Below are 20,884 nucleotides of genomic sequence, written 5' to 3'. Positions count from 1 at the left end.
ATTTTTGAAAGCTACACATCAAGTCTCCTGTATTGAATAGCCTCGGCTATATGCACATCCTCAATCCATTCGCTGCCTTCCACGTCGGCAATGGTTCTCGCCAGCCGCAATATCCGATCATAGGCGCGCATGCTGATATTCAGCACAACAAGGGCATTATCAAGAAGCTCGAATGCTTCTTTCTTCATTAAAATAGACCGGCGAAGAGCCGTACCGGATAAGCGTAAACCCGGCTTTAAGCCAAGCTCCGCGTCTCGCTGGACTTTTATTTCTCTGGCTGCAAGCACTTGCTGGCGCATCTGCATGGAGCTCGTTGCAGCCAAATCAGTTCCTCCGCCGTTAAGTTCAATCGGTCTAGGTACCTCGAGCTGGATATCGATCCGGTCGAGCAGCGGTCCGGACATCTTGCTTCTATACTTGGCAATCGCGGTATCGCTGCAGGTGCACCGTTTCTCCGTTGTTTCATGACCGGCATAACCGCAAGGACAAGGATTAAAGGAAACAGCCAGCATAAGCTTGGCCGGAAAATGAAACACGGCTCTGGAGCGTGCAATGGTAACGATGCCGTCCTCCAAAGGCTGACGGAGAACCTCCAGTACGGTCCGCGAGAATTCCGGCAGTTCGTCCAGGTACAACAAGCCATGATGGGCAAGAGTCACCTCGCCCGGCTTCGGCACGGAGCCCCCGCCGATCAGGCCTCCGGCCGATATCGTGTGATGGGGAGAACGGAATGGCGCAATCCGGATTAATCCCCGCGCATCGGTGGACAGCTTGCCGGCAGCGCTGTAAATCTTCGTCACTTCAAGGGCTTCTTCTTCCGTGAGCGGAGGCAGAATGCCGGGCAGCCGGCGAATCATCATGGTTTTGCCGGTTCCGGGCGGCCCCGCAAACAGGATATTATGCTTACCTGCAGCGGCAATTAATAATGCACGCTTTGCCTGCTGCTGCCCGTATACATCGCTGAAGTCGCCAAATCCGTCGGCATGCTCTTCTTCCTCTGCTGCAGAAGCCTTGTCTCTGCTTGCGGCCGCGTCAAACCGGATAGCTGACCAAGCCTCAGCTCCTTTGTTCTCCGTTAACAGCTCCTTCAGATGGGTCACGGCATACAGCTCCATATCCGTTATCCAAGCCGCTTCCTTGGCGTTCGCGAGCGGAAGGAGAACCTTGCGGATTCCCGAGCGTTTTGCCTGCTCGATCATCGCCAAGACGCCGGGGACCGGACGTATCTCGCCATTTAGGGACAGTTCCCCAATCAGCATCGTTTGGATGAAAGGATTCGTTTCCAGTTGTCCGCTGGCAGTCAGGATGCCTGCCGCTATCGCCAGGTCAAAGGCCGTACCTTCCTTGCGCAGGTCCGCGGGAGCCAGATTGACCGTGATTCGGTCAAGAGGGAAGGCGAAGCCGCTGTTTTTGATCGCCGCCCGGACCCGTTCCACAGATTCCCTGACGGCAGGGTCAGGCAGGCCAACAACGCTGACCTGCGGCAATCCGCTTGCAATATCTACCTCAACCGAAATACCTTTTCCTTCGACGCCAAGCACGCTGCTGCTATGCATTAAACTGAACACAACAAAAAGCACCTCCAAATAATGGGATGAAGGTGCTTCCTTACGTCCGTTCTTGTTTTTATGAAATTATCGTTAACGTCATCATAGTGGAAGAATCACATCTCTGTCAATAATGGAAAAACAAGTATGAATTCTTCTAAAAAATAGGGCATACTACTGTAGTCCATCGGTTGTTTAATCTCATTTTGAGATCAAATCCATATCAAAAAACCAAAACCCGAAGGGTCGAAATATGGCATAAATAATGCTACAATAATTAAGGTTTGTGTACATATGACTGAAGTCGAGTCTGTGAAATGGAGGATTTCTAACAATGAATATCCATGAGTATCAAGGCAAAGAGGTCCTGAAACAGTACGGTGTTGCTGTTCCAGAAGGAAAGGTAGCGTTCTCCGTTGATGAGGCGGTAGAAGCAGCGCAAGCACTGGGTACCCCGGTGGTTGTTGTAAAAGCGCAAATTCACGCTGGCGGCCGCGGTAAAGCGGGCGGCGTTAAAGTAGCGAAAAACATTGATGAAGTTCGTACATATGCCAGCGAAATTCTTGGCAAAGTACTCGTTACTCATCAAACAGGCCCTGAAGGTAAAGAAGTAAAGCGTCTTCTTATCGAGCAAGGCTGCGACATCAAGAAAGAATACTATGTAGGTGTTGTTATCGACCGTGGTACAGGCCGCGTAACCATGATGGCTTCCGAAGAGGGCGGCACGGAGATTGAAGAAGTAGCAGCTCATTCGCCTGAGAAGATTATCAAAGAAGTGATTGATCCTGCAATTGGCCTGCAAGTGTTCCAAGCGCGCAAACTGGCTTATGCAATCAACATTCCTAGCGAGCTTGTTAACAAAGCGGTTAAATTCATGATCGCTCTGTACACGGCATTCGTTGAAAAAGATTGCTCTATCGCGGAGATCAACCCGCTTGTGGTTACCGGCGACGGCAATGTAATGGCACTTGACGCTAAGCTGAACTTCGATTCCAATGCTCTCTACCGTCACAAAGACATCGTGGCGCTTCGCGACTTGGAAGAAGAAGACGCGAAAGAGATCGAAGCATCGAAATACGACTTGAGCTACATTGCCCTCGAGGGCAACATCGGCTGCATGGTTAACGGCGCCGGTCTTGCAATGGCGACAATGGACATCATCAAATACTACGGCGGCGACCCTGCCAACTTCCTGGACGTAGGGGGCGGCGCTACTAAAGAGAAAGTAACGGAAGCGTTCAAAATCATCCTGTCCGACGAGAACGTAAAAGGTATTTTCGTTAATATCTTCGGCGGCATTATGCGTTGTGACGTTATCGCTGATGGCGTTATCGCTGCTGCGAAAGAGCTTGGTCTGGACCGTCCGCTGGTTGTTAGACTGGAAGGCACAAACGTTGAGCTTGGTAAAAAAATGTTGAACGAATCGGGATTAAACATTGTTGCAGCTGACTCGATGGCAGACGGCGCGCAAAAAATCGTTAATCTCGTCAAATAGTACGAATTCATTAACGGGGATGTGAAATTCGATGAGCATTTTGGTCAATAAAGACACAAAAGTAATTACTCAAGGGATTACAGGCGCAACTGGCTTGTTCCATGCGAAAGGCGCATTGGACTACGGCACGCAAATGGTAGGCGGCGTAACTCCTGGTAAAGGCGGCACTAACGTCGATATTACACTGGAGAACGGCAGCGTTGTATCTCTTCCGGTATTTAATACTGTAGAGCAAGCGGTAGCGGCAACAGGCGCAACAGCTTCGGTTATCTATGTACCGCCTGCATTCGCAGCCGACTCGATCATGGAAGCCGTAGACGCTGGCCTTGATCTTGTTATCTGTATTACGGAAGGCATTCCGGTGCTGGACATGGTTAAAGTAAAACGCTACATGGAAGGCAGCAAAACGACTCTTATCGGTCCTAACTGCCCTGGCGTTATTACTCCGGGCGAATGCAAAATCGGCATCATGCCGGGCTACATTCATACAAAAGGCCATGTAGGCGTTGTTTCCCGTTCGGGAACACTGACTTACGAAGCGGTTCATCAGCTTTCCACGCGCGGAATCGGTCAATCTTCCGCGGTTGGTATCGGCGGCGACCCTGTTAAAGGCTCCGAGTTTATCGATATCTTGAGCCGTTTCAACGATGATCCGGACACTTACGCGGTTATTATGATCGGTGAGATCGGCGGTACGGCAGAGGAAGAAGCTGCTGAGTGGATCAAAGCGAACATGAAGAAGCCGGTAGTTGGCTTCATCGGCGGCGCTACAGCGCCTCCAGGCAAACGTATGGGACATGCGGGCGCTATTATTTCCGGCGGTAAAGGTACTGCAGCGGAAAAAATCGCGACTTTGGAAGCATGCGGCATTAAAGTTGCTCCAACGCCTTCCGACATGGGCTCTACGCTTGTATCGGTGCTTGAAGCACAAGGCCTGCTTGAGAAATGCACAACAGGCGTAGCGCAAGCCTAGCATCACAAGAAGCATATTAATGAAGCAATCGTAATGGCCGCGTCATCCTTAGGTGGCGCAGAGAGCCGTTACGTACACTTTCTTATATCTAAAAGGTAAGCAACCTTTCATTGCCCTTCGAGGGCTTGAAAGGTTGCTTTTTTTTACAAAAATTTCGGGTCGACTTGCATTCTTTTGCCATGTAACGCACAATAGGAAGGAATGCAGGCTGATCTCCCTTAAGGAGAGGACAGCTCTAATGACGCTAAATAATGATAAATGTAAGCAGATGGTTATCATGCTGCATGAATGTTCGGGCATAGGATGGCATACCGTTCAGAAAGCGGTTGCTCATAAAGCTTGGGAGACGGTGAACGGCACAAACGTTGCAGATTGGCTTGCTATAGGCTTTGGACGCGCGCAGGCAGAGACGGCCGCCAAACGTTGGAGTGAGCTGTTTGATTGGCCTCAGGCCCCTTATAAACGGGCTCAAGAGCTGGGAGCAGCCGTGTTAACGCCTTATGATGAAGAATATCCGGAGGATCTCCGCCGAATTCCGCAGCCGCCATGGGTACTGTATGCATTAGGCAGGCTTGAACTGCTGAAGAGGCCGTCAATTGCCATGGTGGGAACGAGAAATCCAAGCGCCTATGGTCGTCACACCGCGTTGTCGCTGTCTGAGCAGCTTTCTCAGCAAGGCTTCACCGTTGTGAGCGGTCTTGCCCGGGGGATTGACAGCAAAGCGCATGAAGCGGCTTTGAAAGGCGAGGGAAGCACCATTGCGGTGCTGGCAAGTCCTGTCGATCACTGCTATCCGCCTGAGAACAGGTCGCTGTACCAGCAGATCATGCGGGACGGGTTAATCCTATCGGAATCACCGGTTGGTTCGCCGCTTCATCCCGGAATGTTTCCGCTCCGCAATCGGATCATAGCAGGATTGTCGCTTGGCACGATTGTCGTGGAAGCAGCGAAGGGCAGCGGGTCGCTGATTACGGCAGACCAGGCACTTGAGATGGGGCGGGATGTCTTTGCAATACCAGGGCCAATCTCCTCGCCCAAGAGCGAAGGACCAAACAGTCTGATTCGCGAAGGAGCCAAGCTGGTCAGCAGCGCCGGTCATATTCTCGAGGAATACAGCTGGCTGAAGGAGAGGCTTGCGGCTCTGACAACGCCGAGACAAACCGTTTCGGAAGCGTCAGGCATGAGTGCTGAAGAGCAGCGAATCATCGATCTGTTGCGCGATCGTCCGCTTACAATTAACGAATTGCACCAGCTTACGATGATCCCTTTTGGACATTTGAGCGCACTTCTGATAAATTTATGTATAAAACGGAAAATCGAACAACAGCCAGGGGCAGTTTATATAGCGTTGTAACATGTAGTGAGAGAGGGGGCGCCTAACGTGGCAGATTCATTAGTAATCGTGGAATCACCGGCCAAAGCCAAGACGATCGGCAAGTATTTGGGCAGTAAATATATCGTTAAAGCGTCGATGGGCCATATTCGCGATTTGCCCAAAAGTCAGACTGGCGTCGAAGTAGAGAACGGTTTTCAACCGAAATATATTACGATTCGAGGCAAGGGCAGTGTATTGAAAGAATTGAAAGACGCGAGCAAGAAAGTTAAGCATGTCTTTCTCGCAGCCGACCCCGATCGCGAAGGAGAAGCGATCGCTTGGCATTTGGCCCATTATCTGGAGCTGGACGAGACAGACACCTGCCGTGTCGTATTTAATGAAATAACGAAGCAAGCCGTTAAGGATGCTTTTAAAACTCCGCGTAAAATTAATATGGATCTTGTTAACGCCCAGCAGGCGAGACGGATTCTTGACCGCCTCGTCGGTTACAAGATTAGTCCGCTGTTGTGGAAGAAGGTTAAGAAGGGCTTATCCGCGGGCCGCGTACAATCGGTCTGCGTGAAGCTGATCATTGACCGCGAGAACGAGATTGATGCCTTTATTCCGGAAGAATACTGGTCAATTACAGCGAAGCTGACTCAACAGGGCGTTCCGTTCGAAGCCAAGTATCATTCCATTAACGGCGAGAAGCGGGAGCTGGGCAATGAGCAGGAGATGCAGACGATTCTTGCGGCTCTCTCGGGCAACCAGTTCAAGGTAGCCGAGGTCAAAGAGAAGGAACGTCTCCGTAATCCAGCGCCTCCGTTTATTACGAGCTCTCTGCAGCAGGAAGCAGCCCGTAAGCTCGGATTCCGTGCTTCCAAGACGATGTCTGTTGCTCAACAGCTGTATGAAGGCGTAGAGCTTGGCAAGGAAGGGACGGTCGGTCTCATTACCTATATGAGAACGGACTCGACGAGGATCTCTCCGGTTGCCCAAGAGGAAGCCAAGGAATATATCGAAGGCAAGTACGGTCCGTCGTATTTTCCGGAGCAGCCACGCGTCTATGTGAAGAAGAACAGCAATGCCCAGGATGCCCATGAAGCGATCCGTCCAACTTCGACGCTTCGTGATCCTGAGTCGATGAAACCATTCTTAAGCCGCGATCAGTTTCGCTTGTATAAGCTCGTGTGGGAGCGGTTCGTATCCAGCCAGATGGCTTCCGCCGTTCTCGATACGATGACGGTGGATCTGGCCTCGGGCGATGTGATTTTTCGCGCAAACGGGTCCAAAATCAAGTTCGCCGGCTTTATGAAGGTATATGTAGAGGGCAATGACGATGGTACGGAGGAAGAGCACAAATTCCTGCCGCCGTTTGCGGTAGGGGATGTTGTGACTTCGGATTCGATCGATCCGAAGCAGCACTTCACCCAACCGCCGCCGCGTTATTCCGAGGCAAGGCTGGTTCGTACGCTTGAGGAGCTTGGCATCGGCCGTCCAAGTACGTATGCGCCAACGCTCGAAACGATTCAAAAGCGCGGTTACGTAGCGATTGAAGAGAAGAAGTTCATTCCGACGGAGCTTGGTGACCTTGTTAACCAGTTGATGGAGGAATTTTTCCCGGAGATCCTCAATTCCGAGTTCACGGCGAAGATGGAAACCGATCTTGACCATGTCGAGGATGGCGTGGAAGATTGGGTGAAAGTCCTTTCCTCCTTCTACGAATCTTTCGAGAAGCGTCTGGAAGTGGCCGAAGAGGAAATGAAGGAAATCGAAATCCAGGATGAAGTCTCGGATGAGATTTGCGAGAAATGCAGCCGCCATATGGTGTACAAGATGGGCCGCTTCGGCAAATTCCTTGCCTGCTCCGGCTTCCCGGACTGCCGCAATACCAAGCCTATCGTCAAGGATATCGGCGTCATTTGCCCGAAATGCGCGGTAGGCAAGATCATCGAGCGCCGCAGCAAAAAAGGACGGATCTTCTACGGCTGCGATACCTATCCAACCTGCGACTATGTGTCCTGGGATAAGCCTACGAACAAGCCTTGTCCGAATTGTGATTCGATGCTTGTCGAGAAACGCAACCGCAGCGGTGCGAAGCTGATATGTCCGTCTTGCGATTACTCGGAAGAGCTTGTGGAAGACGATCAGGAACAAGAGCAAGCCTAAACTACAGAAACAGATGCGGTCACGCCTACAGTCCTCCCTTATCATAGGGAGGACAGCTGTGTTTTCAATGCCGTGTTAGCATATATTGGAGGTCTTTACATTGTCACATCAACAACCAGTCATCGTAATCGGAGCAGGTCTAGCAGGAAGCGAGGCAGCTTGGCAAATCGCATCCCAAGGGGTGCCTGTCATTTTGTACGAAATGCGTCCCGAAACCAAAACACCTGCCCATCATACTAACAACTTCGCAGAGCTCGTATGCAGCAACAGCTTGCGCGCCAATGGCCTCGCTAACGCGGTAGGCGTGCTGAAGGAAGAGATGCGCCGCCTGAACTCGCTTATTCTTGGCAGCGCGGACCGTCATGCCGTTCCGGCAGGCGGAGCGCTTGCCGTAGACCGGGACGGCTTCTCGGGTGAAGTAACCCGTCTTCTGCATGAGCATCCGCTTGTGGAAGTTCGTAATGAGGAAGTAACCGATATTCCTGAGGACAGCATCGTGGTTATTGCCACTGGCCCGCTGACTGCGCCTTCCCTGTCGGAGAAGATCCGCAATCTGCTTGGCGAGGAATATTTCTACTTCTATGATGCGGCAGCTCCAATCATTGAGAAAGACTCCATTGATATGAGCAAGGTCTATCTGGCATCGCGTTACGACAAGGGTGAAGCCGCTTATCTGAACTGTCCGATGACGGAGGAAGAATTCGAGATTTTCCATGAAGCGCTTATTACGGCAGAGACCGCGGCGCTCAAAGAGTTCGAGAAGGAAGTTTATTTCGAAGGCTGCATGCCTATCGAAGTCATAGCAAGCCGCGGGAAGCAAACGGTGCTGTTTGGACCGATGAAGCCGGTAGGACTTGTGAATCCGCATACAGGCAAGCTTCCGCATGCTGTAATTCAGCTTCGTCAGGATAATGCGGCAGGTACGCTCTACAACATGGTAGGCTTCCAGACGCATTTGAAATGGGGCGAGCAGAAGCGGGTATTCTCGCTTATTCCGGGGCTGGAGAATGCGGAATTCGTTCGCTTCGGCGTCATGCACCGCAATACCTTTATTAACTCGCCGCGGATGCTGGAGCCGACTTATCAGTTGAAGAACCGCAGCACCTTGTTCTTTGCGGGTCAAATGACCGGCGTAGAAGGTTACGTCGAATCCGCAGCTTCCGGCCTTATTGCAGGCTTTAATGCCGCGAGACTGGCACGCGGGCTGGATCCGCTGGTATTGCCGGAAGATACTACGCTTGGCAGCATGGCGCATTACATTACAACGGCTGACTTCAAGCATTTCCAGCCGATGAACGCGAACTTTGGCTTATTCCCGCCGCTTGAGAATCGTATCCGCAACAAGAAGGAAAAGAATGAAGCCATTGCGAACCGTGCGCTGGACAGCCTAGAGCGCTTTAAGAAGGAACATTTCGAGCATCTGAACGTATAAATCGGTATTAAAGCCTATTAATTTGCAAGCTATAGGAGGGCGAAGAGATGGAGATGGAATTTCACGCCACCACGATATGCGCGGTGCGCCACGAGGGTAAAGGAGCTATTGCCGGGGACGGTCAGGTGACCTTCGGGAACAGCGTCGTGATGAAAAATAAAGCGAAAAAAGTTCGCCGTTTATACCGGGGACAAGTCATTGCCGGGTTTGCCGGCTCCGTAGCCGATGCGATTACCCTGTTCGAGAAGTTCGAAGCGAAGCTGGAAGAGCATCATGGCAACTTGCAGCGCGCGGCAGTCGAGCTCGCCAAGGATTGGCGCTCCGACCGTATTCTCCGCAAGCTTGAGGCCTTAATGCTGGTCATGGATTCGACGGGTCTTCTATTGATCTCGGGCAACGGGGAGATTATCGAGCCGGATGACGGCATTCTGGCGATTGGCTCGGGCGGCAATTATGCTCTCTCAGCGGCGAGAGCGCTGCAGAAGCATGCCTCCCATCTGGAAGCCAAGGATATTGCTAGAGCCGCTCTGGAAACAGCAGCCGACATATGTGTTTATACGAATCATAATATTATTGTAGAAGAAATTGGTTGAAGCGGAGGAGATATCATATGGTGAATCAAGCTTTTACCCCTCGTCAAATCGTAGCCGAGCTAGATAAATATATTGTTGGCCAAAAGCCTGCCAAACGATCTGTCGCCATTGCACTCCGAAACCGATATCGCAGAAGCATGCTGGACGAGGCGCTTCGTGATGAAATTGTTCCGAAAAACATTCTGATGATTGGTCCTACCGGTGTCGGCAAAACCGAAATTGCGCGCCGTCTTGCCAAGCTGGTTAAAGCGCCATTTATCAAAGTAGAGGCGACCAAATTCACAGAAGTCGGCTATGTCGGCCGCGATGTAGAGTCGATGGTGCGCGATCTGGTTGAGACCGCTATTCGAATGGTAAAGGCAGAGAAGACGGAATCTGTTCAGGATAAAGCGGAGAAGCTGGCGAATGAACGCTTGGTATCTCTACTGGTCCCGTCCAAAGTAAAGGAAAAGCAGTCGAAAAATCCGTTCGAGATGCTCTTTGGCAATCAGCAGAATAACAAGGATGTAGTTGAAGAGCCTGAGCATGACTCCGTTATTATTTCTAAGCGTTCGCAAGCACGCGATGATCTCGCTGCCGGGAAGCTGGAGAACGAGACCGTAGAGGTTGAGATAGAGGATAACACCCCTAATATGCTTGATATGCTTGGAGGTCAAGGACCGGATGGCCTAGGCGGCATGAATATGCAGGAGATGCTGGGGCAATTTATGCCGAAGAAGACCAAGAAACGCAGGCTGCCCGTCAAGGAAGCGCGTAAAGTGCTGACTCAGGAGGAAGCCAACAAGCTGATCAATATGGATGATGTCATTGCGGAATCGGTATCCCGCGCGGAGCAGTCCGGCATTATTTTCATCGATGAGATTGATAAGATCGCAAGTCCGTCCAGAGGCAATGGTCCTGATGTATCCCGCGAAGGCGTTCAGCGTGATATTCTTCCGATTGTTGAGGGCTCAACGGTAATGACGAAGTATGGTCCGGTCAAAACGGACTATGTGCTGTTCATCGCAGCCGGCGCATTCCACGTGGCGAAGCCGTCTGATTTGATTCCCGAGCTTCAGGGACGTTTCCCGATCCGGGTAGAATTAACATCGCTTACCCTTGAGGATTTCGTAAGCATTCTGAAGGAGCCTAAAAATGCTTTAACGAAGCAATATGCGGCTCTTCTTCAAACAGAAGGCATTGCGATTGAATTTTCTGACGACGCGATAAAAGAAATTGCTTCGATCGCAGCGGATTTGAACCGCAATACCGAAAATATCGGTGCCCGCAGGCTCCATACGATTTTGGAGAAGCTGCTGGAGGATCTGTCCTTTGAAGCCCCGGACATTAACCTTGACCAAATGGTCATAACCCCTGAATATGTGAGGGAAAAAGTGGGGGGCATTGCGAAAAATCGCGATCTGAGTCAATATATACTGTAGTAGAAATGTAGTGGGATGAGTTTTGGGAGGCTTAGGCATGACTTTACTTACAAAAACAAGAACGCTGAACCGGCTGTTGCAACGGGCAGCCGGCAAAGCGCTCAATTTCAGAGAGATGGCTGAGGTATTGTGCAGCACAATACAGACGAATGTATTTGTGGTCAGCCGAAAAGGGAAGGTTCTAGGCTGCGCAGCCGTGAATCCTTACGATCATGATACGCTTCGTTCGATGTCTGTTGAAGAGCTGCGCTTTCCGCAAGTGAGCAACAGCCTATTTCTGGATATGCAGGAACCTGTCACAAATGTGGCGCCTGATGCGGGAGTCTATGAGACATTCCCGACTCTTGGCGAGCAGGAAATTATGACAGTCGTTCCTATTACCGGAGGAGGAGACCGACTGGGTACACTCGTTCTGACTCGGACGAACGGCTCCTTCGATGATGATGATCTTGTACTGGCAGAGTACGGTTCGACAATTGTCGGCATGGAAATTTTGCGCGAACGCGCAGAAGAGGTTGAGCAGGAAGCCCGCAGCCGTGCGGTTGTATCGGTAGCTATCGGCTCATTGTCGTTCAGCGAGCTCGAAGCGGTTGAGCATATCTTCGAGCAGCTGGAAGGCAAAGAAGGACTGCTTGTCGCCTCCAAAATCGCGGATCGTGTAGGAATTACTCGATCGGTTATCGTCAATGCGCTTCGCAAGCTGGAGAGCGCTGGTGTCATCGAAACAAGATCTCTTGGGATGAAAGGCACCTACATCAAAATTTTAAATACCCAGCTGCTTCAGGAATTGGAAAAAATTAAGCAATAATTCCCTGGGACTACCAACCTATGGAAAAATCATCGTAAAGCCCTATCTTGAAATTAAAGATAGGGCTTTTTTCTTATTGTAATATTTTGGACAATTGTTGAATATTAACATGTCGGCAAAACTCGACAGTTTCGTCTCATTTTTTTCATAATTTAATGTCGAAGAAAGAAGGAATGGTTCGCAATCTGTTGAATACGTTAACTATGATCTTCTACTGAAAGTGGTGACACGCAAACGTGAATGTATTGAACGGCACATCATTTGGGCGATTGGAAGGCGCTGTGAAGGCTGCAGAATTACGCCAAGGCGTCATCTCCGACAACATCGCAAATGTCGACACTCCTAACTTCAAAAGGTCGGAAGTCTTGTTTGAAGAGCTCCTCAGCCAGGAGATGGGAGGGCAAGGTGGACTACAGGGCAAACGAACGAATGAACGCCATATTCCGATTGGCAGGTCGGGCGGAGTAGTCCCAACAGCTCAGGTCCAGACGGACAATTTGTCCCAAATGAATAACAATGAGAATAATGTAGATATCGACCGCGAGATGTCATTACTCGCTAAAAACCAACTCAGTTACAACTTTTATATTCAACAGATCAGCCATGATGTGAAAATGATGAGGACCGCAATTGAAGGGAGATAGCAAGAATTGAGGATTTCTAGCAGCTTTGATGCCAGTGCTTCAGCACTAACCGCACAGCGTTTGCGAATGGACGTCATTTCCTCAAACATCGCAAACGCAGAAACGACACGCGCCGAATATGTGAATGGTCAATTCGTGCCATACAAACGGAAAATGGTCGTGCTCGAACCAATGACGCAAACCTCTTCTTTCTCCGATATGCTGAATAAACAGCTTGAAGGGACTTCCGGAGCACAAGGCGTGAAAGCAACCAGAATTATTGAGGATCAGTCGCCAACCAAGCTTGTCTATAATCCAACTCACCCGGATGCGGATGCGAACGGATATGTCAATATGCCTAACGTTGATGTGGCTAAGGAAATGGTCGATATGATCTCGGCCACACGGTCATACGAGGCTAACGTAACAGCTCTTAATGCGTCTAAAGCCATGTTTGCAAAGGCGCTGGAGATTGGTAAGTAAAGTAAAATGACGATGACGGAGGGACGGTATGATTCAACCGTTGCAACTTAATCCCGCACAAGCCGTTAACAAGGTGCTTGAGGCTGCTAAACCGCAGCAGCAGGCGACTCCTGCTGAAATGATGAATTCATTCGGACAGTACTTGGAGAACGCACTAAACAGCGTGGATACACAAGAAAAAGAAGTACATAAGCTAAACGATAAATACTTAATCGGCGAGGTTGATGTTTCACAGGTTCTCATCGCTTCTCAGAAGGCAGAGCTCAGCTTGCAGCTGACGACACAAATTCGCAATAAAGTGATTGATGCTTATCAAGAAATTATGCGGATGTCAGTATAGTAGGGCTTTCGAACTAGACAGAAGCTGGGTGAGGTGACAACGTGAACGAAAGAATCGCCCAATACCGACAGAGGCTCACACAGTTTTGGGGTCAAATGGGCAAAAAACAAAAAATAGGGCTGGGGGCATCCATTGGTGTATTGTTGTTGTCAATTGTGATTCTAACTTACATATTCACAAGGACGGATTATGAAGTAGCGTTTCAAAATCTAGACACCACAGATGCAGCGGCAATCATGAATTACTTAGACGGGAGTGGCGTCCCTTATCAATTAAGCGCAGACGGGCACAGCATCTCAGTGCCAAGCGCGGTAGCAACAAGAACCCGGGTAGATGTTGGCTCGCAAGGTCTTGTGCAAAACGGTTCAATCGGATTTGAGGCTTTCGAAGGCGGCAGTGCGTTCGGCCAAACCGAAAATGAATTTAACGTGAAGTACATCAATGCATTGAACGGTGAAGTTCAACAATTGCTTAACCGGATGCAGGGCGTTCAAAGCTCTAAAGTACTCATCAATCTGCCGGAAGAGTCGGTGTTCCTGACTCCGGAAGAGAAGGAGCAGGCATCTGCTTCGATTATGATGAACTTTACGCCAGGTTACCGGCCGAGCCAGCAAGAGGTTGACGGATACTATAATCTGGTGAAGACGGCGGTACCGAAGCTGGCGATCCAGAATATTACGATCTCAAGTCCGCAAGGCGAACTGGTATCTTCGGAAATTGACGGAAATAAGGTTGGCGCAGCAACAGATGCGGCAGAGAGCCAATTCCTCATTCAACGGAAATACGAAGCTGAAGTGAAGAAGAACATTCAGCAGTTCTTGTCTCCGATGATTGGAGATAATTTGGTCATCAGCGTTGCCAGCAGCTTTAACTTCGACAAGAAGGTTACCCAGGAGAACCTGGTTAGACCACTTGAGAACAATAACAATAACGGCATTATCGTAAGCGAGCAGCAGGATAACAGCACGACTACGAACGGGTCCGCACCTGCAGGCGGAGTAGCCGGCACGGGTGAGACGGATGTTCCTGGCTATACGGCAACCGACAGCACCAACGGTTCTTCCGAGCAAAGCTCCCAGGTTACGAATTACGATTACGACCGCATTAACAATCAGATTGAATCTGCACCTTACCAGCTGAAGGATCTTTCGATCAGCATCGGCGTTGAACAGAGTAAATTGACGGAGCAGTCCAGGCTAGAGTTAATCAATTTCCTCAGCTCGCTTGTTCGTGCACAGCTTGCCGATTCCGGTCAAGATGTTAATGATGACGCATTGATAGCGAAAAAGGTTACAATACTCGGTCAAAATTTTGCGGCTAATGATGCTGGAACATCAGTTAGCGGCTTATCGATGCAGTGGGCAATCGGACTTGGCGCAGCAGCTCTGGCTCTTATTGGCGGACTTGCCGTGATGCTCGTGCGCAGACGCAGAAAACGGGCAGAAGAAGAAGCGGCGGCGGAAGCAGCAGCATTGCTTCAGGCGCAAGCTAAGCCGGAATTCCCTACGATTGATTTCGAAACGGTTAATAATGACAGTCAAGCTCGTAAAAATCTTGAAACACTCGCCAAACGCAAGCCGGAAGAATTCGTTAACTTGCTCCGCACCTGGCTTGTGGATGAATAGAGGTGGCTCCTATGGCAAAACCGCTTAATGGATTAACCGGCCGGCAAAAGGCGGCGATTCTGCTTATTACTTTGGGGCCGGAAGTATCCGCCCAAATCTTTAAACATTTAAGAGAAGAAGAGATTGAACAGCTTACTCTCGAAATTGCCAATGTCCGCAAGGTTGACAGTGCGGAGAGAGAGCAGATCCTAAGCGATTTTCATCAAATCTGCTTGGCTCAGGAGTATATTTCGCAAGGCGGTATTTCGTACGCGAAGGAGATTTTGGAGAAAGCGCTTGGAGAGCAAAAGGCGGTTGAGGTCATTAACCGTTTGACCGCTACGCTGCAAGTAAGGCCATTTGACTTTGCGCGCAAAGCAGAGCCTACGCAAATCCTTAACTTTATCCAAAACGAAAATTCGCAAACGATCGCACTCGTCCTTTCCTATTTGCAGTCCGAGCAATCCTCGCATATTTTATCGTCGCTTCCTCAAGAGAAGCAGGCCGATGTTGCGCGCAGAATTGCTTTGATGGACAGTACGTCGCCTGAGGTCATCAGTCAGGTAGAACGCGTGCTTGAGCAAAAGCTCTCTGCTACGGTAACACAGGACTATACGAATGCTGGCGGTATCGATTCTATCGTCCAGATTCTGAACGGTGTCGACCGGGGTACAGAACGGACCATTCTGGACGCTCTCGAGATCGAAGATCCGGAATTGGCGGAAGAAATCAAGAAGCGCATGTTCGTGTTCGAAGATATTGTCAATATCGACAACCGCTCTATTCAGCGCATTATCCGCGACGTGGAAAATTCCGATCTTCAGCTCGCGCTCAAGGTGGCAAGCGAGGAGGTGCGGGAAGCGATTTTCCGCAACATGTCCAAACGGATGTCCGATACGTTTAAGGAAGAAATGGAATTTATGGGACCTGTCCGGCTGCGTGATGTTGAAGAAGCTCAAACCCGTATCGTCGCTACGATTCGCAGGCTAGAAGAAGCCGGCGAGATTATCATCGCCCGCGGCGGAGGAGATGATATCATTGTCTAATTTGATAAAGTCTTCAAGCGTAATCGCGCTTGATCAGCTAAAGCAGCTATATTGGATGAACAAACATGCAGCTGCTGAGCAAGAAGCGGTGACCGAAGAGATTATTGAAGAGACAGGACCGGATGAAGAAACAATCTCCATTCGCGACCAAATCATCTCGGATGCACAAACCTTCGCGGAAGAACGTATTCGCGAAGCCGGCGAGCAGTGCGAGCAAATGATAGCTGACACGGAAGCTCGGATCGATGCCTGGTGGCTCGAGAAACGGCTGGAAGACGAAACTTTGTCCCAAGCTTCCCGCGAAGCAGGGTTTGAACAAGGTTATGCGCAGGGCCAAGAGCAAGCCGAGCAAGACCTGAAGAAGGAATGGGAGAGTCGGCTGGAAGAAGCAAACGCTATTCTGAAGTCTGCCTACGAAATGAGAGAGCAGATTATTCAGGAAGCGGAGCCTTTCCTTGTTGATCTCAGTGTCTCGATCTCGGAGAAAGTGATTGGCAGACAGCTGTCGGAAGCTCCGGATATGGCTCTTGAACTGATTTGCAGAGCTTTATCCAGACGGAGAGAGCAAGGTGTTATTGCCCTTTGCGTTTCGCCCGGGCAGCTCGCTTTTGTACAGGCTGCTAGGGAAGAGCTTAATCTCGTCATCGACTCTCAAGCAGAGCTTCAGATTATTCCCGATGCCACGGTGAAAGATTTCGGCTGTGTCATTCGTTCGGCATACGGGAGTATAGATGCCCGGATCGATACGCAGTTGTCCGAAATCAAACGCGAGCTTGTACAGCTTGCCAATCAAAGCCATGAAGAACGGAGTATGCCAGATGAGCGGTATTAAACTGGACAGCTCCAAATACATAGATCAGCTTCGTCATCTTGATCCCGTCCGGGTTAATGGCAAGGTTACGCAAGTCATTGGTCTTACCGTTGAATCGGAAGGTCCCGATGCGAGCATCGGAGACGTATGTTTAATCTACTCGGCCAAGGGCGCTAAGCCTATTAAAGCTGAAGTAGTCGGCTTCCGCGACAATAAGGTTATTCTTATGCCGCTCGGCGAATTGCACGCGATCAGCCCTGGCTGTGATGTAGTAGGCACCGGTAAGCCGTTGTCCGTTCAAGTAGGTTCGGAGCTTCTCGGCAAAGTGCTGGATGGTTTAGGCCAGCCCCTTGACGGATCATTCCTTCCAAGCCGCATGCAAAATTACTCAACGCATAATGAACCAAGCAATCCGCTGACACGTCCCCGCGTTACGGAGACGCTGAGTATTGGCGTCAGAGCCATTGATGGACTTCTGACCGTAGGCAGAGGACAACGGGTTGGTATTTTTGCCGGTTCGGGCGTAGGCAAGAGCACGCTGCTTGGCATGATTGCCCGCAATACATCTGCTGACGTGAATGTCATTGCCTTGATCGGCGAACGCGGCCGCGAGGTGCTGGAATTTATCGAGAAGGATCTGGGCCCTGAAGGGCTTGCCCGCTCGGTCGTTATCGTCGCAACCTCGGATCAGCCGGCGTTAATTCGGATTAAGGGAGCGCTTATCGCGACTTCCATCGCGGAATACTTCCGCGACCGCGGACTTAACGTCATGCTGATGATGGATTCGGTTACCCGTTATGCCATGGCGCAGCGCGAAGTTGGACTTGCCATCGGCGAGCCGCCTGCAACTAGAGGCTACACGCCTTCGGTATTCGCAACGCTCCCCAAACTGCTGGAACGGGCGGGAACAGGGCCAACCGGCTCGATTACTGCGTTTTATACCGTCCTGGTTGACGGAGATGACATGAACGAACCTATCGCCGACGCTGTGCGCGGTATATTGGACGGCCATATCGTTCTTAATAGGCAGCTTGCGAACAAAGGCCATTTTCCGGCAATCGATGTTCTTGCGTCTGTCAGCCGCGTTATGAAGGAAATTGTGACGGAAGAACAACAAGATTCAGCCAATCAGTTGAAAAGGTTACTCTCTGTTTATAGAGATTCGGAAGACTTAATAAATATTGGGGCGTACCAGAGGGGTACAAATGAAGAAATTGATACGGCAATCGAAAATATTGATTCCATCTATCAATTCACCCGCCAAAAAACGAACGAAAAGGTCACTTTGGCCGAAACTCAGGAACGCTTAATGCTGGAATTCCACAGGAGATGACGACAGGTAAATGGCATCCTTTCGATACGCTTATCAAAAAATCGTAGATTTGAAGTCAAGCGAGAAAACTCAGGCAGAATGGCAGCTATCATCCGCAATCGGCGTGCTGCAGGCTGAAGAATTAAGCCTGGCTGAGCTGCGGATGAAACGGGCGGAATGGGAAAGCAAACAGCATGAGAGCTCGCATGAGGCCGTCTCTCTGGCTGAGCTGCAGCTGATGCAGCATTATCTTGAATATTTGGATTCTTGCATCGCCAGCAAGCTGACGGAAGTGCGGCAGGCGGAACGAAAAGTAGAATTCAACCGGTCTAACCTGGCGGATCGAATGAAGGACGAGAAGGTATGGCTTAAGGCGAAAGAGCATGCCAAAGACCGTTTCCGGCATGTAATGCAGATCAAGGAACAGAATGAACTCGATGAAATGGCGACCGTTCGTTTCAAGGTGTCCCTTCCATCATGATCTGCGGCGCAAGGTAAAGGGAGTGAATGACAATGTCGGATATGGAATTAGAGAAGCAGGGCTATAGCGGCTTCGAACGGTTAATGTTTTTTATGACGCCGATCTTGTTTACGATTGTCCTGCTTGGCGCGTTATACGTTTTATTTAATACGGAGACCCGTAATCAAATGCTGGATATCGGCAATTCGATTCCCTATCTGAAGGATGTACTGCCCGAATCCAAGACAGCTGACGGACAGCCAAACGATAATGAGCTGAAATCGGCCAATATGAGCAGAAAAATCGACGAGCTTCAGACACAGCTGCAGGAGAAGGAAGCGGAGCTTGCCGAGACCTCCCAGCTGAAAGCAACCCAAGAGCAAGAACTGAAAAGCATGCAGGAGCAAATAAATACACTTAAAGCCTCTAATGAGGAAAAAGCGGCGGATGACGCCGCTTATCAAGCTAAGATTCAGGAGCTTGCCAGCATGTACAGCAAGATTATGCCGAGTAAAGCGGCACCTATTCTGCAAAGCATGACGATGGACGAAATGGTTCTCGTTCTGGATTCCATGAGACCCGACGACAGAGTTCGGATTTTGGAGAAAATGAATCCTCAGACAGCTGCCGATGCAACGATGATGCTCAAGGATACCGTAACCGCGAAGGACAGACAGATTGCGGCTTTGCAAGCGGAACTGAAGAAAGCCAAGCCAACAGAAACCAAACAGCCTTCCTCGCAGCTTAGCAGCGATCAGCTTAGTGCCACATTTGCCGCTATGGACGCAAAAAGCGCTGGAGAGCTTCTGATCAAAATGGCGGATATCAGCCCAAGTAAAGTCATTCGTATTCTGAATACCGTTGATGACACGACTCGTTCGGCGATTCTGGCGGAGATGTCCGGCATTAATCAGACGATTACCGCGCAGCTGATGTCGAAGCTGATGGCTGGCAACTAAGAGAGAGGAGGTGAATCATAAATGGAGATGACCATTCCTCAAACCGCGTCACCGTCACCAGCCGTTTCTTCCGCAGCCAACGCTTCTACGCAGGCGAGACCAAGCAGCGATAGATTCCAAAAGACGCTCGAAGGTCAAATGAAGGGCGATAAAGGCTCCGCGGAGAAAAGCGGAACAACAACTGCTTCAAGCTCAAAGGCCGACAATCAGAATCAAGCAGCTTCCGGTACGGAATCCGCGGCAAAGGACGCTTCTGCGGTGGATCAGGCTGCTGTAGCTGAAGCAGCGGCGGCAGCCGGAAGCGTAACAGCTGAACCGGAAGCGCCATCTGATGCTAAAGCCGATTTGATGGAGATGATTGATCAATTGCTTGCCGATCTGGAAGAGATTAAGTCGGACTTGGCGGATTCGTCAACCGACAATCAGGACCAGGACATGCAGGAGCTTGCTTCCATGATGGATCAACTGCAGGCATTGCTTGCATTGCTGGGTATTCCGCTCCCGGCTCAACAGCAGACCCAGACAACATCTTCATCTACGCAGGATGCAGCAGGAGAGATTAACGGAAATCAGCAGCTGGCCGCGATTGTGAGCAAAGTACAGGACTCCTTATTACAGCTTCAATCCGCCATGCAAGAAGGTACGACGAAGCAGATTGGTCAACTGGAGCCCGTTCAATTGATCGGTCAGCAGCTTCAGGCATTGCAGCAATTTGTGCAGAAGCATAAGGATGCGAATGCCCGTATGGAGCAGCCGGTTGTAACGGCTGAGCAGACACCGGAAATTACGGTTACAACAACCGCGCCTACGGTATCCGTTCATTTGCAGCGCTTGAGCGGGAAGGCTGTTCATCCGGTAAACCTTGCCGTATCTGTGAATCAGCAAGCGCCTCAAGAAGAGGCGGAGGCACCAACGGAGACTAGCGAGCAAGCGCCTGCCGTTACGACAGGACAAGCCTTCTCGGATGTCATTCGTCAGACGGCACCGCAAGCTGCCGTGAAGCTGGCGCCAACGGTCCAAGCTTATGTACCCGTTACTGACTTTGCGGATAATATGAAAGATTTTATCCAGAAGCTGGATATTAAGCATGGCAGCGGAATGTCGGAAGCAACCATACAGCTATTCCCTAAGGAGCTTGGTCAAGTCGATGTCCGCATCACGATGCAAAATGGACAGCTGACAGCATTGTTCCATGCAGACAACGCTCATGCAAAGGACGCGCTCGATAATCAAATGGCGCAGCTTAGAGTAGCCTTGCAGCAACAGGGCTTATCCGTAGATAAGCTGGAAGTTACGTACGGACAGTCTGCCGCGCATTTATCCAACGGCCAGCATGGACAGGGAACAGGGCAGCAGGCATTTTCTAATCAAAATAAATCCAAAGGCGACGGAATGCAGGAGGATTTTGAGTCTGATGATGCCGAGCAGCAAGCGATACAAGATTTAGGCTACGGACGCGCTGTCAACGTGACAGCATAATCAAATGCTCCTTA

Annotated in this window: 19 protein-coding genes; 18 read left to right on the top strand and 1 reads right to left on the bottom strand. The window is 50.3% G+C overall.

Going from position 1 to position 20,884, the window contains the following annotated elements:
• Nucleotides 1-11 precede the first annotated feature (11 nt).
• Nucleotides 12-1,568 carry a YifB family Mg chelatase-like AAA ATPase gene (locus tag M3194_RS01120; RefSeq protein WP_251651188.1) on the bottom strand — a complete coding sequence of 519 codons (1,557 nt, stop codon included), beginning with the start codon at nt 1,566-1,568 and terminating at the stop codon, nt 12-14.
• Nucleotides 1,569-1,881: 313 nt separating this feature from the next.
• Here M3194_RS01120 and sucC point away from each other — a divergent pair, with 313 nt between their 5' ends.
• The 18 genes from sucC (at nt 1,882) to M3194_RS01030 (ending at nt 20,870) form a co-directional block, all read left to right on the top strand.
• Nucleotides 1,882-3,042 (top strand): ADP-forming succinate--CoA ligase subunit beta, encoded by a 1,161-nt coding sequence (gene sucC / locus M3194_RS01115; RefSeq protein WP_251651187.1) that lies wholly within the window; start codon nt 1,882-1,884, stop codon nt 3,040-3,042.
• A 31-nt stretch (nt 3,043-3,073) separates the two neighbouring features.
• Nucleotides 3,074-4,015 carry a succinate--CoA ligase subunit alpha gene (gene sucD / locus M3194_RS01110; RefSeq protein WP_251651186.1) on the top strand — a complete coding sequence of 314 codons (942 nt, stop codon included), beginning with the start codon at nt 3,074-3,076 and terminating at the stop codon, nt 4,013-4,015.
• 238 nt (nt 4,016-4,253) lie between these two features.
• Nucleotides 4,254-5,369, top strand: a complete 1,116-nt coding sequence (dprA, locus tag M3194_RS01105; protein WP_251651185.1) for a DNA-processing protein DprA — start codon at nt 4,254-4,256, stop codon at nt 5,367-5,369.
• Between the two features lie 27 nt (nt 5,370-5,396).
• A complete protein-coding gene (topA, locus tag M3194_RS01100; RefSeq protein ID WP_251651184.1) occupies nt 5,397-7,499 on the top strand; it encodes a type I DNA topoisomerase in 2,103 nt (700 codons plus the stop codon).
• 100 nt (nt 7,500-7,599) lie between these two features.
• Complete coding sequence (gene trmFO / locus M3194_RS01095; protein WP_251651183.1) at nt 7,600-8,931, top strand: FADH(2)-oxidizing methylenetetrahydrofolate--tRNA-(uracil(54)-C(5))-methyltransferase TrmFO; 1,332 nt, start codon at nt 7,600-7,602, stop codon at nt 8,929-8,931.
• A 47-nt stretch (nt 8,932-8,978) separates the two neighbouring features.
• The gene (gene hslV, locus M3194_RS01090) at nt 8,979-9,524 is read left to right on the top strand and encodes an ATP-dependent protease subunit HslV (RefSeq protein ID WP_251651182.1); all 546 of its coding nucleotides are present in this window, start codon (nt 8,979-8,981) and stop codon (nt 9,522-9,524) included.
• A gap of 17 nt (nt 9,525-9,541) precedes the next feature.
• Nucleotides 9,542-10,945, top strand: coding sequence for an ATP-dependent protease ATPase subunit HslU (hslU, locus tag M3194_RS01085; protein ID WP_285889039.1), 1,404 nt, complete (start codon nt 9,542-9,544; stop codon nt 10,943-10,945).
• 37 nt (nt 10,946-10,982) lie between these two features.
• Nucleotides 10,983-11,753, top strand: coding sequence for a GTP-sensing pleiotropic transcriptional regulator CodY (gene codY, locus M3194_RS01080; RefSeq protein ID WP_251651181.1), 771 nt, complete (start codon nt 10,983-10,985; stop codon nt 11,751-11,753).
• 236 nt (nt 11,754-11,989) lie between these two features.
• Nucleotides 11,990-12,397: a flagellar basal body rod protein FlgB gene (flgB, locus tag M3194_RS01075; RefSeq protein ID WP_251651180.1), complete on the top strand. Its 408-nt coding sequence runs from the start codon at nt 11,990-11,992 to the stop codon at nt 12,395-12,397.
• A 6-nt stretch (nt 12,398-12,403) separates the two neighbouring features.
• Nucleotides 12,404-12,859, top strand: a complete 456-nt coding sequence (gene flgC / locus M3194_RS01070) for a flagellar basal body rod protein FlgC (protein WP_251651179.1) — start codon at nt 12,404-12,406, stop codon at nt 12,857-12,859.
• 28 nt (nt 12,860-12,887) lie between these two features.
• Complete coding sequence (gene fliE, locus M3194_RS01065; protein WP_251651178.1) at nt 12,888-13,199, top strand: flagellar hook-basal body complex protein FliE; 312 nt, start codon at nt 12,888-12,890, stop codon at nt 13,197-13,199.
• Between the two features lie 41 nt (nt 13,200-13,240).
• Complete coding sequence (fliF, locus tag M3194_RS01060; RefSeq protein WP_251651177.1) at nt 13,241-14,824, top strand: flagellar basal-body MS-ring/collar protein FliF; 1,584 nt, start codon at nt 13,241-13,243, stop codon at nt 14,822-14,824.
• Nucleotides 14,825-14,835: 11 nt separating this feature from the next.
• The gene (fliG, locus tag M3194_RS01055; RefSeq protein ID WP_091181577.1) at nt 14,836-15,849 is read left to right on the top strand and encodes a flagellar motor switch protein FliG; all 1,014 of its coding nucleotides are present in this window, start codon (nt 14,836-14,838) and stop codon (nt 15,847-15,849) included.
• Complete coding sequence (locus M3194_RS01050; protein WP_251651176.1) at nt 15,842-16,681, top strand: FliH/SctL family protein; 840 nt, start codon at nt 15,842-15,844, stop codon at nt 16,679-16,681. Before fliG ends, M3194_RS01050 begins: the two co-directional genes overlap by 8 nt.
• Entirely contained in the window at nt 16,668-17,993 is a 1,326-nt protein-coding gene (gene fliI, locus M3194_RS01045; protein ID WP_251651175.1) for a flagellar protein export ATPase FliI, read from the top strand. Before M3194_RS01050 ends, fliI begins: the two co-directional genes overlap by 14 nt.
• A gap of 10 nt (nt 17,994-18,003) precedes the next feature.
• Nucleotides 18,004-18,453 carry a flagellar export protein FliJ gene (gene fliJ / locus M3194_RS01040; protein WP_251651174.1) on the top strand — a complete coding sequence of 150 codons (450 nt, stop codon included), beginning with the start codon at nt 18,004-18,006 and terminating at the stop codon, nt 18,451-18,453.
• 32 nt (nt 18,454-18,485) lie between these two features.
• A complete protein-coding gene (locus M3194_RS01035; RefSeq protein WP_251651173.1) occupies nt 18,486-19,391 on the top strand; it encodes a MotE family protein in 906 nt (301 codons plus the stop codon).
• A 21-nt stretch (nt 19,392-19,412) separates the two neighbouring features.
• Nucleotides 19,413-20,870 (top strand): flagellar hook-length control protein FliK, encoded by a 1,458-nt coding sequence (locus M3194_RS01030; protein WP_251651172.1) that lies wholly within the window; start codon nt 19,413-19,415, stop codon nt 20,868-20,870.
• Nucleotides 20,871-20,884: the final 14 nt, after the last annotated feature.

Origin of the sequence: Paenibacillus glycanilyticus, from assembly GCF_023715145.1 — a bacterium.
GTDB classification, from domain to species: domain Bacteria; phylum Bacillota; class Bacilli; order Paenibacillales; family Paenibacillaceae; genus Pristimantibacillus; species Pristimantibacillus glycanilyticus_A.
The sequence above is the reverse complement of the archived record's forward strand: the minus strand, read 5'-3'. Positions and strand labels throughout refer to the sequence as shown.

Excerpts from the sequence above, each read along its gene's own strand:
- fliI (WP_251651175.1), top strand. The coding sequence starts at position 16,668 with ATGAGCGGTATTAAACTGGACAGCTCCAAATACATAGATCAGCTTCGT.
- sucC (WP_251651187.1), top strand. The coding sequence starts at position 1,882 with ATGAATATCCATGAGTATCAAGGCAAAGAGGTCCTGAAACAGTACGGT.
- sucD (WP_251651186.1), top strand. The coding sequence starts at position 3,074 with ATGAGCATTTTGGTCAATAAAGACACAAAAGTAATTACTCAAGGGATT.
- dprA (WP_251651185.1), top strand. The coding sequence starts at position 4,254 with ATGACGCTAAATAATGATAAATGTAAGCAGATGGTTATCATGCTGCAT.
- M3194_RS01030 (WP_251651172.1), top strand. The coding sequence starts at position 19,413 with ATGGAGATGACCATTCCTCAAACCGCGTCACCGTCACCAGCCGTTTCT.
- hslV (WP_251651182.1), top strand. The coding sequence starts at position 8,979 with ATGGAGATGGAATTTCACGCCACCACGATATGCGCGGTGCGCCACGAG.
- codY (WP_251651181.1), top strand. The coding sequence starts at position 10,983 with ATGACTTTACTTACAAAAACAAGAACGCTGAACCGGCTGTTGCAACGG.
- fliE (WP_251651178.1), top strand. The coding sequence starts at position 12,888 with ATGATTCAACCGTTGCAACTTAATCCCGCACAAGCCGTTAACAAGGTG.
- fliJ (WP_251651174.1), top strand. The coding sequence starts at position 18,004 with ATGGCATCCTTTCGATACGCTTATCAAAAAATCGTAGATTTGAAGTCA.
- fliG (WP_091181577.1), top strand. The coding sequence starts at position 14,836 with ATGGCAAAACCGCTTAATGGATTAACCGGCCGGCAAAAGGCGGCGATT.
- hslU (WP_285889039.1), top strand. The coding sequence starts at position 9,542 with ATGGTGAATCAAGCTTTTACCCCTCGTCAAATCGTAGCCGAGCTAGAT.
- M3194_RS01035 (WP_251651173.1), top strand. The coding sequence starts at position 18,486 with ATGTCGGATATGGAATTAGAGAAGCAGGGCTATAGCGGCTTCGAACGG.